The sequence below is a fragment of the Halovivax ruber XH-70 genome, assembly GCF_000328525.1.
Classification (GTDB): Archaea; Halobacteriota; Halobacteria; order Halobacteriales; family Natrialbaceae; genus Halovivax; species Halovivax ruber.
In genome coordinates, this window is the sequence record NC_019964.1 from 1951526 (window position 1) to 1963153 (window position 11628).

At 65.3% G+C, this 11628-nt stretch carries 16 protein-coding genes; 11 read left to right on the plus strand and 5 right to left on the minus strand.

What is annotated here, in order from left to right:
* Window positions 1-46: 46 nt before the first annotated feature.
* The gene (locus HALRU_RS09255; protein WP_015301131.1) at window positions 47-1348 is read left to right on the plus strand and encodes a helix-turn-helix domain-containing protein; all 1302 of its coding nucleotides are present in this window, start codon (window positions 47-49) and stop codon (window positions 1346-1348) included.
* Between the two features lie 60 nt (window positions 1349-1408).
* Here HALRU_RS09255 and HALRU_RS09260 read toward each other — a convergent pair whose 3' ends face one another.
* The 3 genes from HALRU_RS09260 to gvpA form a co-directional block, all read right to left on the minus strand.
* Window positions 1409-1744, minus strand: coding sequence for a CHY zinc finger protein (locus HALRU_RS09260; RefSeq protein WP_015301132.1), 336 nt, complete (start codon window positions 1742-1744; stop codon window positions 1409-1411).
* 104 nt (window positions 1745-1848) lie between these two features.
* Window positions 1849-2367, minus strand: a complete 519-nt coding sequence (gene gvpO, locus HALRU_RS09265; RefSeq protein WP_015301133.1) for a gas vesicle protein GvpO, halophile-type — start codon at window positions 2365-2367, stop codon at window positions 1849-1851.
* A gap of 23 nt (window positions 2368-2390) precedes the next feature.
* The gene (gvpA, locus tag HALRU_RS09270) at window positions 2391-2684 is read right to left on the minus strand and encodes a gas vesicle protein GvpA (protein ID WP_007704306.1); all 294 of its coding nucleotides are present in this window, start codon (window positions 2682-2684) and stop codon (window positions 2391-2393) included.
* Between the two features lie 271 nt (window positions 2685-2955).
* Between gvpA and HALRU_RS09275 the strand changes: the two genes are divergently transcribed.
* From HALRU_RS09275 to gvpM, 7 genes are all read left to right on the plus strand, one after another.
* On the plus strand, window positions 2956-3582 hold the full coding sequence (locus HALRU_RS09275) for a GvpL/GvpF family gas vesicle protein (RefSeq protein WP_015301134.1): 627 nt from the start codon (window positions 2956-2958) through the stop codon (window positions 3580-3582).
* A complete protein-coding gene (gvpG, locus tag HALRU_RS09280; RefSeq protein ID WP_015301135.1) occupies window positions 3579-3833 on the plus strand; it encodes a gas vesicle protein GvpG in 255 nt (84 codons plus the stop codon). Before HALRU_RS09275 ends, gvpG begins: the two co-directional genes overlap by 4 nt.
* 115 nt (window positions 3834-3948) lie before the next feature.
* The gene (locus tag HALRU_RS09285) at window positions 3949-4791 is read left to right on the plus strand and encodes a hypothetical protein (protein ID WP_015301136.1); all 843 of its coding nucleotides are present in this window, start codon (window positions 3949-3951) and stop codon (window positions 4789-4791) included.
* Complete coding sequence (gene gvpJ / locus HALRU_RS16125) at window positions 4788-5222, plus strand: gas vesicle protein GvpJ (protein WP_015301137.1); 435 nt, start codon at window positions 4788-4790, stop codon at window positions 5220-5222. Before HALRU_RS09285 ends, gvpJ begins: the two co-directional genes overlap by 4 nt.
* Window positions 5219-5560 (plus strand): gas vesicle protein K, encoded by a 342-nt coding sequence (locus HALRU_RS09295; RefSeq protein WP_015301138.1) that lies wholly within the window; start codon window positions 5219-5221, stop codon window positions 5558-5560. Before gvpJ ends, HALRU_RS09295 begins: the two co-directional genes overlap by 4 nt.
* Window positions 5557-6588 carry a gas vesicle protein GvpL gene (gvpL, locus tag HALRU_RS09300; protein WP_015301139.1) on the plus strand — a complete coding sequence of 344 codons (1032 nt, stop codon included), beginning with the start codon at window positions 5557-5559 and terminating at the stop codon, window positions 6586-6588. Before HALRU_RS09295 ends, gvpL begins: the two co-directional genes overlap by 4 nt.
* A 3-nt stretch (window positions 6589-6591) precedes the next feature.
* Complete coding sequence (gene gvpM, locus HALRU_RS15985) at window positions 6592-6969, plus strand: gas vesicle protein GvpM (protein WP_015301140.1); 378 nt, start codon at window positions 6592-6594, stop codon at window positions 6967-6969.
* 45 nt (window positions 6970-7014) lie between these two features.
* Here gvpM and HALRU_RS09310 read toward each other — a convergent pair whose 3' ends face one another.
* Window positions 7015-7227, minus strand: coding sequence for a hypothetical protein (locus tag HALRU_RS09310; RefSeq protein WP_007704295.1), 213 nt, complete (start codon window positions 7225-7227; stop codon window positions 7015-7017).
* 584 nt (window positions 7228-7811) lie between these two features.
* Between HALRU_RS09310 and HALRU_RS09315 the strand changes: the two genes are divergently transcribed.
* The 3 genes from HALRU_RS09315 to HALRU_RS09325 all read left to right on the plus strand — a co-directional run bounded on the left by HALRU_RS09315 (window position 7812) and on the right by HALRU_RS09325 (window position 11091).
* Window positions 7812-9596 (plus strand): MutS domain V, encoded by a 1785-nt coding sequence (locus HALRU_RS09315; RefSeq protein ID WP_015301141.1) that lies wholly within the window; start codon window positions 7812-7814, stop codon window positions 9594-9596.
* Window positions 9597-9711: 115 nt separating this feature from the next.
* Window positions 9712-10368 (plus strand): HAD family hydrolase, encoded by a 657-nt coding sequence (locus HALRU_RS09320; RefSeq protein WP_015301142.1) that lies wholly within the window; start codon window positions 9712-9714, stop codon window positions 10366-10368.
* Window positions 10369-10455: 87 nt separating this feature from the next.
* On the plus strand, window positions 10456-11091 hold the full coding sequence (locus HALRU_RS09325) for a helix-turn-helix domain-containing protein (RefSeq protein WP_015301143.1): 636 nt from the start codon (window positions 10456-10458) through the stop codon (window positions 11089-11091).
* A 51-nt stretch (window positions 11092-11142) separates the two neighbouring features.
* Here the strand turns inward: HALRU_RS09325 and HALRU_RS09330 are convergent, their stop codons facing one another.
* Complete coding sequence (locus HALRU_RS09330) at window positions 11143-11610, minus strand: MaoC/PaaZ C-terminal domain-containing protein (RefSeq protein WP_015301144.1); 468 nt, start codon at window positions 11608-11610, stop codon at window positions 11143-11145.
* Between the last annotated feature and the right edge of the window lie 18 nt (window positions 11611-11628).

Below are 11628 nucleotides of genomic sequence, written 5' to 3' on the forward strand. Positions count from 1 at the left end.
AGAGGGGAAGACCTATTACGGAGACAGCCATTTGCGCCGACCAGTCATGCACTCGTCCACGTCGTCACTCACCGCCCTCGCCGTCGGGCTGGTGCTCCTGTGCGGGCTCACCGTCGGGGGCGCGAGCGCCACGACAGGCGGACAGGCGACCTTCGTGGACAACACCACCGAGGAACTGACAGAACCATCCGAAGAGCTAGACGAATCCACGGAGGACCTCGTCAACTCCTCCGAGACCCTCCTCGACGACACCGAGACCACGGTGGACGCGTCCGAGGAACTGAACGAGACAGCCGACCAGTTGAACGAATCGGCAGACGAAGTGACGAGCGGCGCCGACTCCGGGACGGAGCTACTCGAGGACACCAACTCGACCGACGAAGACGGCAGCCTCGATGGCGGGATGGATCTCGATGGGACACTCACAGAGGTCGAGTCGGTTCTCTCCCTCGAAACACGGTCGAACGAGTCGGTGATCGCTGTCCGACTCGACACTGCACTCGGCCAGACGAATTCGTCAGTTACCGTCGAACTCGGTTCCCAATCCACGGCCGACGACGGATCGGAATCGACCGACGACGAGACGGATCGTTCCGAGGCGATGGTCCCACCCGCGAGCGACTCGGGTAATGTCGTCGACGCAGGCCTGGTCGGCCTGCTCGGCGGTCTTTCGCTCCTCGGCGGAGTCGGGACGGGAAGTGGCGCGGGCGCTGGCGGGGCAGGGGCGGCTGGGGCGACGAGTTCGCTCTTCGGACAGACCGTCGGGTCGGTGCTTCGGCTTCTCGGCGGTGTTTCAGGCCTGGCAGGCAAACTCCCGCTCAGTCTCCTTCGATACAGCCGCTACGACGACTCCGATCCGCTGGAACACGAGACCCGCCGTGCCATCTTCGACTCGATCGAGGGTGAGCCCGGTCGCTACCTCACGGCCCTCGAATCAGCCCACGACGTCTCGCTGTCGACCATCCGCCACCACCTCTCCGTGCTCGAAGACGAGGGACTCGTCGAGGCAAGAAAACAAGGTGGAAAACGCCGGTACTATCCCGCCCAGACCGACGGTGTCGAACTCGCCGCAGCCCTGGACGAACCGGCGAAGGTCGACATCCTGACGACGCTCGAAGCGGTTGGCGAGGCCCACAACGGCCGGCTCGCCGACGAGCTCGGGCTCGATCCGAGTACCGTTTCTCACCACGTCTCGACACTCGAATCGGACGGCCTGATCGAACGGCGACGCGACGGCCGCACGATCATCAATACGCTCGCACCGAACGTCGAGAACGCCCTCGGCGATCGAGCCGAAACCGATCGGACGACGACGCACCGCCCGGTTCGCGTCCCCAGTGACGACTGAGTCAGCGATGGACTGACACAGCGACCGGTCGCTTCCGTCGACGATCACGCCAGCTCGAAGTCACTCCGTTTCGAAGTAGCGGTCGCGGTGGGCCCGACAGCCCGGATTGAACGCCGCGTCGCACGCCGGGCAGCGATTGGCAGCGTCGAAGTACGCCTCCGGAGTCAGCGTAGCGCCGCACACACCACACAGCACCGCCGCTTCGTCGAACCGGGACCGGGGCCACACCTGCGCCTCGTGGTCGGTAACCGCCTCGTGGCACGCGTGGCAGGCGTAGTACGAGTCACAGCAGCCAAACCGAAGGGCGACGACGTCCCGATCGCTATCGTAGTGGGCACACCGGGTCTCGGCGTCGAGATCGACGCCGTAGACTGGGACGCCGTGAACTGATTTCACACACGGACGAATGCCAGGTTCGACCCTGAATGTTCTGGTCGGTAGCGATGGCGATCGAGGAGGGCGTGGTGACCAGACAGGCTGTGTGTCCGCCGAAACCCGAGTTACTGGACGGGGTCGAACGCGGTGGTGTCCCCTCGCCGATATCGGTCGAGTCGACGGTAGCCCTGTACCGTGCCGTTCTCGTCGAGATCGATCCGATACCGGCCGATGACGTCCTGTGTGTCGGGGACTGCTTTGCGTTCGATCACCTCGACGACGGCGTTCCAGCCCTCCTCGGCGGCCGTTATCTCGGAGACGCCGTCGAACGGATGGCCGACGAGGTCTCCGGCCGACGATTTGACGGTCTGGCGAATCGAGAGGAGCCCCTCGATCTGCTCGTCGGCCTCCTCCGCTGTCACCTCGATTTCGTCCAGTTCCGGTTCGGGCTCGTCGACTGCGTCACCACTCGACTGGTCTGTCTCGCTCGATTCGTCCTCGGAAGCTGTCTCGGCGTTACTCACGGTTGAATCACTCTCGTCGTGTTGATAGCAGTAGTCGCCCGAACCAGCGGTCCGTGAACAGCGCTCACCGTCCGCGGTGAGGGCGATACACTGACCGTCGGAGGTCGCCGTCTGTGCCATACGTTACACCCGGATCTGTGCCGTCACGATGTTTCAGCCGTCGACATCGGCGAGGACTCCGGCCGGCGCTCGATCTCGAGTTCCTCCAAGTCCTCGAGTTCACCGTCAGAGACGGCCCGTTCGATCTTGGCGATCTCGTGGGCGTAGTGCAAGAACGTATCGACGGAGGCCACGACGACCCTCGCCTCGACGGTGAGGAGTTCGATGCCGACGACGGAGACTCTCGCCCAGACGTCGATGACGACGCCCTTGTCGAGGATCCGGTCGAGAACCTCCGCGAGGCTCGAGGAATCTGGCCGGCGTTGTGGTGATGTCATGCGTCCGTAGTCCCCCAGCACGACGTATCACGGTTGACGTGGCACTCGCAGGCACTATGGTAAGGGGCCGCCGCGTGGCACTCCGTTCTGACTCGCGCGGTCGAGCAAAAAACGGCCGTGAGTGCCCCATGAGATACGAGACAGCCACCGATCGAACATCCGTACCCACCGTTGCTCGCTTCCGAACGGGACAGCACCGAAGTGACCACACCGCAGGACACCGAGAGAGGCCGCGATTCAGGGTGCAGGCACGATGTCGAGAGGCGGAACGATGAGCCGACCGTACGCGTACGGCGTCGTCGACGTCGAAGAGACCATCGAGCTCTCGGTCGACGGCGTCGGCGACGGCGACACCGTCTATCCGATCGCCGATCGATCGATCGCTGCCCTCGCCTCAGACATCGAGTCAGCCGAACCCGAACGGTCGGACGAGAACGTCCGCCGCCACGACGAGGTCTTAAGAGCGGTGATGACGGCCGACGGGGGCCGAACCGTCGTCCCGATGCGCTACGGGATGGTGTTCCGCGACGAAGAAACGCTGAAGAACGTCCTCTCCGGCGCCCGCGACGCGTTCGAAGACGCACTCCGAACCGTCGAGGGTGCCGAGGAACTCGGCGTCTCCGTCGTCACGCCACCGTCCGGGTCGGTAGACGAGGCGGCGATCACGGCGACCGTCGAGGACGAACTCGAACCGCTCGCCCGTGAGGTCGTCAACAACCGGCTGTTCAGCGATCGACTCGTCTGTAATCGATCGTTCCTCGTCGATCGCGACGACAGAGATGCCTTCGACGAAGCGGTGGGGCGCCTCGAGGAGCGTCACGACGGCGCGATCGTCCGCTATACCGGACCGTACGCTCCCTACAGCTTCGTCGATGTAAAAATCGGAGCCCAGCAATGATCGTCATCGACGACCTGCTGTTCCGACCGATCGTCGGCCTCGCGAACACCCTTCGAACCACGGCGCTCGACGAACTGTACGACGTCGAGGAGATTCAGGACGAACTCTCGGAGAATCGACTGCTCTACGAGCTGGGTGAACGCTCACGCGAGGAGTACGAAGAAACCCGAGACCAACTGGAGGCAGATCTGGAGGTCGCAGAGGAGGTTCACGAGTGGCTCTCGAGCGGGCGCGTGGAGGTGAAACGGTGATTCTGGAGCTGCAGGCCGGTACCCCTCGAATCGAGGGGGATCGGAGCGATCCCGTGCGCGGATACTGCCACGATGACAGAACGAACCCAGCCACGAAACCAGCGATGATTCAGTCATGACACCAGCCACCGACGACAATCGAGACGCAAACGAATCGACACTCGAGGCAGTCACGACTGCCATCACGGACGAAGTCAGCGAGTCTCCCGGCACGGCTCTCCAGGCGGTCGTGACGATCCTCCAGGAGGCAGAGAACGTCCTCGAGGCGATCGACGTCGAGGAACTCCCCGAAGCAATCGACGGCGAGACGATCAGCGAGGCGATCGACGTCGGAGAGATCCCCGACGCACTTCGGGGCGACGAGAGCGCCGACGCCGTCTCGCTCAGGAAGGTGATTCAGGCGATCGATCTGGGGCGTACCCTGGCCGCGATGGACGTCAATCAGGTCTGGGAAGCGAAACAATCGATCGAGGGTGCGACGGACGATCTCGGTGGCGACCTGTCCGATGGCGATGACGATGGACTGCTGGGCGGAATGCTGGATAGTGCCGACATCGACGGCGAACTGGTCGATACCGACCTGGTGGACGCGGCCGCAGAAGAACTCAAAGACGACGTGGATATTGAGAGTGGCGACCTCTCGGCATATCAGGCCGTCATCCAGCAACAGGCGATCGAGGGCGTCGACGCGTTCCGCGACGCCCTCCTCTCGACGCACGGGACGTTCGAACGGATCGTCGAGACGAACCGTGAGCTGATGCGAAAGCAGGACCGTCAACCGAACTCGCGCAACCCGACGGCAGTGTCGACGCTCCCGACGGGGCGAGCCGACGTCGCGTCGGTGCCGAACTACGCGACGATGCCGCGGACGATTCGCCACAGTGACGGCCCGACGCGCTCGCACATCTACGGCGACCGGTTCAGACGCGAGCGCGAAAAACGGGAGGGACGCCGATGACCGACTTCCAACCCAGTCGCCAGCAGGCGGACCTGGCCGACGTCCTCGAACTGCTGCTCGACAAGGGCATCGTCATCAACGCCGACATCGCCGTCTCGATCGGCGATACGGAACTCCTCGGCGTGCAGTTGCGGGCAGCCATCGCCTCGTTCGAGACGGCGGCGAAGTACGGCCTCGCCTTCCCGGAAGGCACGGACATGGACCGACTCGCAGCCGCCGTCGACGAACCCGAGTTAGCAGAGAGCGACCGCCCGCGCATTCCGATCGACGCGACCCGCGGCGTCAACGTCACGGACGAGGACGGTCGGATCCAGAGCGACCGTTCCACAGCCGATCGGGAGCATACGCCCGACGAGTTCGAAGACGATGACACGTCGACGGACGAGGAGGCCGAGTCAGATCGTGAACCAGCCACGGAGGACGACGCATGACGACGATCGACGTCGACGGCGAGTCGGCCGCCGACGGGCTCCTGACGCTCGTGCTCGCGGTCGTCGAGATTCTGGTCGACGCACTCGAGCGCGAAGCGATCAGGCGGATGGAGTCAGGCCGCCTGACCGACGAGGAGGTCGACCGACTCGGCCAGCAGCTGGCCGCGATCGAAACGCAGATCGAGGAGATCGAAGCCGATCACGAACTGGAAGACGACGTGGCGAACCTCCGGGGCGATCTGGACAACCTCGTGCGAGACGCGATCGAGCGCCTCGGTGAGGCGGACGGAGACGACCGAAGCGTCGCGGATCAGTTTCTCGCTGGTGATCGACCGTGACCGACGAGGATCGTCGCGCAACGACCACAGCCGCGTCCGATCACGGGCTCGACGAGGGCAGATACCTGTACTGCGTAGTGGATCTCCGCGGAAGCGACGCCGGACGTGAACGCGACGCCGAACGCGACGTTGCAGCGTTCGACGTGGCGGGAGTCGACGACGAACCGGTCTCGATCGTCACCAGCACGGGAGAACGGTGGGATAGCGGCCAGACTCCGGAGCGCGTGGAAGCAGGCATCGGTGCGGTCGTCCACGACTGCGACGAACTCTACGACGCGGCGGATCCACGGCTACTCAAGCGGTGGCTCGTGCAGCATCAGCGCGTCGTCGACGAAGCCACCGCGCAATTCGACACGCCGATCCCGTTTCAGTTCGACACCATCCTCCGCGGTGGTGACGCCGGTGTCGGTTCGTGGCTCGAATCGGAGTCCGAGACGCTTCGTCGGGCGCTCGAGACAGTCGCTGGACTGTGTGAGTACCGAATCGTCGTCGGTCGAACCGAACCGATACCGACGACAGCGATCGTCACCGAAGACGACGAACTCGCAGCCCTCGAATCGCGAATCGACGCCGCCAGCGAGGGAACGGCTCACCTCCTCAAAAAACAGTACGAGCGGCAACTGGACAGCCGCCGGCGGGAACGAGACCGGCAGCTCGTGGCCGGGCTCGAAGAACGCCTCGAACCGCTGGTAGCGACGTTGCAACCCCTCGATCGACGACCTTCGGTCTCGCTCGCAGACGTCTCGAGCACGACGAAGGCGGCGGGTGGCGAGGAGAGTGGGACGGCGGATGGTGCCACCGACGAGAGCGCGAAAGGGGACGAGGTCACTGACGACGGCGAACCGGTCTGTCGGTACGCGATCCTCGCGGCCGACGACGCGATCGACGAGGTCGGCTCGCTGCTCGACTCGGTCGCCGACCGCGACGGTATCACCGTCCGGTTTACGGGCCCCTGGCCCCCGTACTCCTTCGTTCCAGCGTTCGACGAGGATTCGGACGAGCCCCCACGACAGACGGAGGTGCCCTAGACCGTGGAACCGACGACCGACGAGGCGCTCGTGGATCTGGTCGACGTGCTGTTGCGCGACGGCGCCGTCCTCAGAGCCGACGTGATCGTCACCGTCGCGGACGTCCCGCTGATCGGTATCAGTCTGTCCGCAGCGATCGCCGGGATGGAGACGATGAACGAGTACGGCATGTTCACGGAGTGGGACGGATCGATGCGGGCGAACGCCATCGCTCGACGCCAGTACGCCGAGGACGGCCGACCGCGACACCGAGCGATCCCCAGCCGAGAACGGGTGAGACCGAGCGGAGGCGATAAACCGGACGTCGAGACGGGCGACAGACCGAAGGTCGACACGGGTATCGAAACAGGCGGCGACTCGACGCGAGGGGAAACGAAATAACGAGAGCGGTCCGATTCGGGCAATGCGCGACCGATGACCGTCGGGTCAGGCGTATTTCGGTCGTTCGGTCGTCACGGTGATGTCACCGTTGACCTCCACGTCGTTGTCGTCTGACCGGGCGTAGGTGCCGGTCGCGTTGCAGAGCGTACACTCGTAGCGCTCGGAGATTTCGTTGATCACCTCCCCGTCCTCGAAGTAGACCCGGCTCCTGACGATCTGGAGGAACTGGGCCGTCTCACAGTTCGTACACTCGATCATACACCTACTGGGGCGGAGAGAGACGTAGTTATCCTGCAGGTACTGGACGGGTCCGGACGCAGGCAGGCGATTAGACGGAGACTACCGGCACCCGGTCGGTGAAACGACCGATACGTTTTCGACGCTCGGATCCCTCGAAGTGGGCACTCGCTACTGCTCGTGGACGGGGACACTGAGTCGGCTCACCGCATCGTGAGACGGTTTTTCGGCCAGCAGCAGCCGGTACGAATCGCCTACGATGCCATCGATCGGAGTAGGAAGTCGCCAACGATGGTCGCGAATTGCCAATAACTCCATAACAAAAGGGTCCGAACGCGAGAGGTCAGATGCGGGGCGGACGCCCCGCGTCGGGTGCGGCCTCGGCTCCGCCCACCATGCGCCCACCGGCCCGCCAGGGCTCGCGCCCAGTACTCAAGTGGACTCGCCCCCGCTTCGAGTGCGCTCATGTCTCTCACGCCAGGGCGGGAACGCCCCGCCCCTTCCCCCTACCCACGTTCCACAGTTCCATCGACGACCACGCAGCGATCGGTGCGCGCTCGGCGTGGATCCCACCACGTTTGTACCCCCTTCCCCATACCACGGATATGCGACTGGAGGAGTACTGGGGAGTCGGTCCGAAGACGCGAGAGCGACTCGTCGACACACTCGGTGCCGATCGAGCGGCGACGGCGATCGAACGAGGTGACGTTCGGGCGCTCACCGACGCCGGCCTCACGCGTGGGCGCGCGACACATATCCTTCGCCGGGCCACGGGCAACGACGGCATGGAGACGTTAGCGACGGCCGACGCCCGGGAAGCGTACAAGGACGTCCTCGATCTGGTCGTCGAACACGCGCTGACCGAACGCGCCGCGGATCGGATCCGAATTCTCACACCACTAATCGATCCGGCGGCGATGGAATCGCGGCTCGACGACGTCGAGCAGGCCCGCGAGGTCTGGGCCGGGCTCTCCGACGACGACCAGCGCGCAGTGCTGGCCGCGTACGACACCTACGACGACCGCGACGGGACGGAACTCGCTGCCGTCGAGACGGCCATCACCCTCGCCGAGCTCGGCGTCGACGACGGCCCCTTCGAACCCGTGTCGTCGCTCGATCCCGAGGCACTCGCCGATGCAACGACCGCGCTGGAAGCCAGTGCCGGTGACCGGATTCAGGGCGACGTCGACGCGGAGCTCGACTCGTTGCGGACGGCACTCGATTCGCTCGAGGGGCTGGACGCCGACACGCTCGTCTCGGAGTTGCGCGACGGCGGCGTGACAGACGTCGATCGGTTCCGCGAGGCGCTCGAAGATCGATTGCTGACCGAAACCGATCTCACCATCGACCGCATCCGAGAGGCGATGGCGACGGACGCGGCCGACGCCGCGGACTTCGTCGCCCAGACGCTCAGACAACTACGCATCTCCGTGCAATCGGCGACCGACGAACGGGAAGAGGCGGTGATCACGGACGTCGAATCGACCGTCGAACGCCACCGCGAGGCCATCGACGACGCCGTCACGGCGGTCGACGAGATCGCGCTCTCGCTCTCTCTGGCCAGGTTCGCCGACGCGTACGACTGTACGCGACCGACGTTCGCGACCGCCGACGACGCGGCGATTTCCGTCGTCGAGGCGCGGAACCTCAGACTCGCCGCGGAGGCAGACGAGTCGGTGCAGGCGATCACGTACGCGCTGGGCACCCATGACGTCGAGTCCGGCCCAGATGCGGCCGGCACCCCCGGCGACGAGCGCGTCAGCGTCCTGACCGGCGCGAACAGCGGCGGGAAGACGACCCTCCTCGAGACGCTCTGTCAGGTGACCGTCCTGGCGAGTATGGGGCTCCCCGTCCCGGCAGCGCGAGCCGAGGTGACGCCCGTCGACTCGCTCGTCTTCCACCGGCGCCACGCGAGTTTCAACGCTGGCGTCCTCGAATCGACGCTCAGATCGATCGTCCCACCGCTGACCGACGACGGCAAGACGCTCATGCTCGTCGACGAGTTCGAAGCGATCACGGAACCCGGTCGGGCCGCCGACCTGCTCCTCGGGCTGGTGACCCTGGCCGTCGACCGCGACGCGCTCGGCGTCTTCGTGACCCACCTCGCCGAAGACCTGGATCCGCTCCCCGACGCGGCACGCGTGGACGGCATCTTCGCCGAAGGGTTGAACCCGGAACTCGAACTGCGCGTCGACTACCAGCCCCGGTTCGACACGCTCGGGCGGTCGACGCCGGAGTTCATCGTCTCCCGACTGGTTGCCAACGCCGACGACCGTACCGAACGCGTCGGCTTCGAGACCCTCGCCGAGGCCGTCGGCCAGGAGATCGTCCAGCGAACACTCGCCGACGCACGGTGGACCGACGGGAGTTCGTCGACGGTCGGCGAGTAGTGCCCCTCCGGCTTCGTGCACGGTCCACGCACCGGCTGGACGAGGGAGCTCAACAGTCCGCCCGACCTTCTCGGCGACGTAACGCAGAAATCGTTCGAGCCCGTAAGAGACATCGATGCGATACGACGCCCTCGTGTTCGACAACGACGGGGTTCTCACCACGCCGACTGAGCTGACGGTGCTGGAACGGGCGATGGCGACCGCGTTCGAGCGCGTCGGTGTCGCGGAGCCACCAGCCGCACACGTCGAGACGCTGATCGGGCCGACCGTCGACGGCCTGCAGTCGGTTGCGCGGACCCACCAGGTCGATCCCCACGACCTGTGGGCCGCTCGCGAGGAGGCGGCGATCGACGCCCAGCTCGAGGCGATCCGGGCGGGCGAGAAACGCCTGTACGACGACGTGTCGACGATCACCGACCTGTCGGTGCCGCGTGCAATCGTCAGCAACAACCAGCACGAGACGATCGGCAACATCGTCGAACACTTCGAACTCGACGGGTTCGATCCGTGGATCGGTCGCGAGCCCACGCTCGAGGGGATCCGCCGCAAGAAACCGCGACCGTACTACATCGAACAGGCCGTCGAGGCCCTGGACGCATCGAACCCACTGTACGTCGGAGACAGTCACAAAGACATCACCGCCGCCCACGCCGCTGGCATCGACGCGGCGTTCGTCCGGCGTCCCCACCGCGAGGGCTACCAACTCGAAACCGACCCGACCCACGAACTGTCGTCGCTCGACAGGCTCGCGTCGCTCGTGTCCAGCGAGTGAGTTCGACGGAGTGTCGGTGACAGGACAGTCGTGACACGTGGGTTCGCCGGACGCTGGATTGATTGCCGTTCGACTCCCAGTGGCTGTATGATCGAGGAGTGTCTCGTGGTCGAGTTCCGCGTGACGGGCGACGGGTGCCCGCTCGCGGAGGCGTCCGCGGCCGTCGAGGCACCGATCGACGCCGCCCCGCCGCTCGATCGGGCGAACGGAACGACCTTGCTGCGATTCTCGACGCCGGATGGCGAAGTCGGGGAGGTGCTCGACGCGGACGATCGAATCCGGTACCTCCACCGTACCAGCGGCGAGCAGGGGACGACGTTCCGCTGCGTCTCGACGGAACGCTGTGTGGTCCACCGCTTGATCGACCGCGGTTTTCTCGTCGAATCGATTCGCTACCGGGACGGGAGTGAGCGCCATGTCGGCGCAGTCGTGGGGCAGACGGTCCTGCAAGACGTCCTCGAAACCGCCGGTGAGACGGTCGGCGTCCAACTGGTCCGGCTCACACCACTGGGCGAAGACGACGACTCGCCGATCGTCTCGCGGTGGAACCTGACCGCGGGACAGGCCGAGGCACTCGAGACGGCCCACGAGATGGGCTACTTCGAGGTCCCCCGGCGAAACGACGCGGCCGCGGTCGCCGCCGAGCTGGGCGTCTCGAAGTCGGCGTTTCTCGAGCGGTTACGACGGGCGGAGGGGACGCTACTGGAGCGGGCGATGGAATAGAGTCGGCGACGCCCAGAACGTTCGATGGGAAGTCTCGACGAAACGTAGCGGCTATTCTGCGTCGCGGCGCTTGAACAGGAACTTCATGTCGCCCTCGAAGACGGAGCGACCGTCGTCGGTGGTCATCGTGGTGTCGATCTCGACGTAACCGGCGTCGTCGCGGCTGTCGAGTTCGCGCAGTTCGGTCACCTCGTACTCGCCGCTGATCGTGTCGTCGATGTACAGCGGGTTCGGGATGTCCATGTAGTTCATCCCGAGGAAGGCGACGACCGTGCGCTCGACGATGCCGGTGCGCTGGAAGAGCCCGGTCGCGACGATGAACGTCATCGGGCCGTGGGCGATCCGCGCGCCGAAGGGGCCGTCCTCGGAGTACTCGGCGTTCGTGTGCAGTTCGGTCCAGTCGCCGGTGAACATCGAGTGAAAGACGAAGTCCGACTCGGTGATCGTCCGGGCGGCGCTCTCGAACGTCTGGCCCTTCTCGAGATCCTCGAAGTAGTGCGGTTCGTAGCTGTAGGGCATGCCTCGATAGAGTTCACC

Excerpts from the sequence above, each read along its gene's own strand:
- HALRU_RS09295 (WP_015301138.1), top strand. The coding sequence starts at position 5,219 with ATGACGACGATCGACGTCGACGGCGAGTCGGCCGCCGACGGGCTCCTG.
- HALRU_RS09325 (WP_015301143.1), top strand. The coding sequence starts at position 10,456 with ATGATCGAGGAGTGTCTCGTGGTCGAGTTCCGCGTGACGGGCGACGGG.
- HALRU_RS09310 (WP_007704295.1), bottom strand. The coding sequence starts at position 7,227 with ATGATCGAGTGTACGAACTGTGAGACGGCCCAGTTCCTCCAGATCGTC.
- HALRU_RS09330 (WP_015301144.1), bottom strand. The coding sequence starts at position 11,610 with ATGCCCTACAGCTACGAACCGCACTACTTCGAGGATCTCGAGAAGGGC.
- gvpA (WP_007704306.1), bottom strand. The coding sequence starts at position 2,684 with ATGACATCACCACAACGCCGGCCAGATTCCTCGAGCCTCGCGGAGGTT.
- HALRU_RS09320 (WP_015301142.1), top strand. The coding sequence starts at position 9,712 with ATGCGATACGACGCCCTCGTGTTCGACAACGACGGGGTTCTCACCACG.
- gvpO (WP_015301133.1), bottom strand. The coding sequence starts at position 2,367 with ATGGCACAGACGGCGACCTCCGACGGTCAGTGTATCGCCCTCACCGCG.
- gvpJ (WP_015301137.1), top strand. The coding sequence starts at position 4,788 with ATGACCGACTTCCAACCCAGTCGCCAGCAGGCGGACCTGGCCGACGTC.
- HALRU_RS09285 (WP_015301136.1), top strand. The coding sequence starts at position 3,949 with ATGACACCAGCCACCGACGACAATCGAGACGCAAACGAATCGACACTC.
- HALRU_RS09275 (WP_015301134.1), top strand. The coding sequence starts at position 2,956 with ATGAGCCGACCGTACGCGTACGGCGTCGTCGACGTCGAAGAGACCATC.
- gvpG (WP_015301135.1), top strand. The coding sequence starts at position 3,579 with ATGATCGTCATCGACGACCTGCTGTTCCGACCGATCGTCGGCCTCGCG.
- HALRU_RS09315 (WP_015301141.1), top strand. The coding sequence starts at position 7,812 with ATGCGACTGGAGGAGTACTGGGGAGTCGGTCCGAAGACGCGAGAGCGA.
- HALRU_RS09255 (WP_015301131.1), top strand. The coding sequence starts at position 47 with ATGCACTCGTCCACGTCGTCACTCACCGCCCTCGCCGTCGGGCTGGTG.